Origin of the sequence: Sulfolobus sp. B1 (assembly GCF_007050195.1) — an archaeon.
Taxonomy (GTDB): Archaea; Thermoproteota; Thermoprotei_A; order Sulfolobales; family Sulfolobaceae; genus Saccharolobus.
On the sequence record NZ_QIMI01000220.1, the window covers coordinates 1 to 1,707 of the forward strand.

Annotated in this window: 3 protein-coding genes; 1 reads left to right on the forward strand and 2 read right to left on the reverse strand. The window is 35.2% G+C overall.

What is annotated here, in order from left to right; genetic code table 11:
- Window positions 1-230, forward strand: a 230-nt coding sequence (locus DMP16_RS09615; RefSeq protein ID WP_185957857.1) for a secondary thiamine-phosphate synthase enzyme YjbQ, incomplete at its 5' end; no start/stop codon positions are given.
- A gap of 7 nt (window positions 231-237) precedes the next feature.
- Here the strand turns inward: DMP16_RS09615 and DMP16_RS09620 are convergent.
- Both DMP16_RS09620 and DMP16_RS09625 read right to left on the reverse strand, forming a co-directional pair.
- Complete coding sequence (locus DMP16_RS09620; RefSeq protein WP_069283123.1) at window positions 238-549, reverse strand: winged helix-turn-helix domain-containing protein; 312 nt, start codon at window positions 547-549, stop codon at window positions 238-240.
- A gap of 220 nt (window positions 550-769) precedes the next feature.
- A partial coding sequence (locus DMP16_RS09625; protein ID WP_143577168.1) for an amidohydrolase family protein occupies window positions 770-1,707 on the reverse strand: 938 nt, incomplete at its 5' end.

Below are 1,707 nucleotides of genomic sequence, written 5' to 3' on the forward strand. Positions count from 1 at the left end.
ATATTCTCGCTAAGATAAAGGAATTAGTAGAACCAGAGAGGAAATGGAAGCATAATCTAATTGATGATAATGCTCACGCACATTTAGGATCAACCATACTTGGGGCTGATAGAGTATTCCCAGTTAGAGATGGGAAGCTTGTTAGAGGAACGTGGCAAAACATCTTCTTGGTAGAGTTAGATGGACCTAGGAGAGAACGAAATATAACTGTAGAAATAATAGGTGATTAAAAAATCTTTAATCCTCTATATCTAGAAGTTCCCTTAACTTTGTTTTCTTTTCCTCGAGGTGTTCCTTAAGTTTAATGAATTCATCAAGATGATTTTTTAATAGTCTACCCTTTTCTGTGAGTTCATAATACTTTTTGTTCTCATTTATTTTAACCTTTAAAACATCCATTTTTGTTAACTCATCGATATATTTTTGTGCTACAGAATAGTTTATTCCAGCTCCATAAATGATCTTGGTTACGCCACAGCCCTCTTCACAACTCTTCAGTATGTCTAGTATTATCTCTAATGAACTTCTTTTCCTTTGTTTATACTCCATACTTATAGAGTACTATATCGAATTTATAAGCTTTACTGGAAAATTTTTTCCATGTCTAAATTTTATATCATTACTTTGAAGTTTAGACTTTCTGTTAAAATTTTATCGCAGTTAAAAGGTGCTAGTATTACATGTTAAGAAACTAAAATACCTTATTTAGCAAGGAGTTTAGTCTATAAAACTAGGAAGAAGATTTATAAATACTCGTTATGTCAAAAGACTAGTCTAACTCCTTATATAGCCCATAACCCTTAAATACCTTGCCATCCTTAACTACATAAAGAATGTGACTAGGAGACAGGTCTTCTACATTACTTAATGGATTACCTTTAACAACTATTAAATCAGCCTTATATCCCTCCCTAACATATCCTCTACTTCGTAATCCAATGCATTCCGAGGTTACACTAGTAGAAGCCTTAAGTACTTCTAAATTACTCATATATCTCGACAGTATTACCGCCTCAATATAATTTTGTCCATGTGGTCTTTTCTTAGATCCAACATAATCTGTGCCCGTAGCAATCTTCAATTTATGTTCCATTGCTATCCTCATATCATCAGTGAAATGCCTTTTTATCATCTCTTCCCTATAAACTTTAGCTTCTGGATTGACGGATTCAAAAGGTATTTGATAAGTTGCTAACGTTGGAATGTAACATATTCCTCTTTCCTTTATCATCTGTGCAGTTTCCTCATCCAAGCCTAAGCCGTGTTCTATCGTATCTACACCAGCTAGTATTGACGTCATTATCGCCTCTCTACCGTAAGCATGTGATGCCACTTTTAAACCCGCTCTATGCGATTCATCAACAATTGCCTTTAACTCATCTAACGTGAAACCGGGTAATATTATGCCTCCTTGAGAGAATGCTCCGGAAGCATAAACTTTTATGACAGTGGCGCCTTGTCTTATAGCCATTCTTACTGCTTTCCTACATTCATAGGGGGAATCACAATAGAAAGAATAGGAAATCCTCTGAGCAAAATCTATTGGTAATTCCTTAGGATCATCATTTCCGCCAGTTATTGCTAGGGAGAAACCTGATGATATAACAGTAGGTCCAATTATTTCTCCTCTCCTCTGCAATTTATCTAACCTTACTGCTACTTTACTGCCTAAGTCTCTGACGGCTGTGAAACCAGATCTTAATAAAA

Bases quoted from the DNA above. Each gene is read 5' to 3' on its own strand.
- DMP16_RS09620 (WP_069283123.1), bottom strand. From the start codon at position 549: ATGGAGTATAAACAAAGGAAAAGAAGTTCATTAGAGATAATACTAGAC.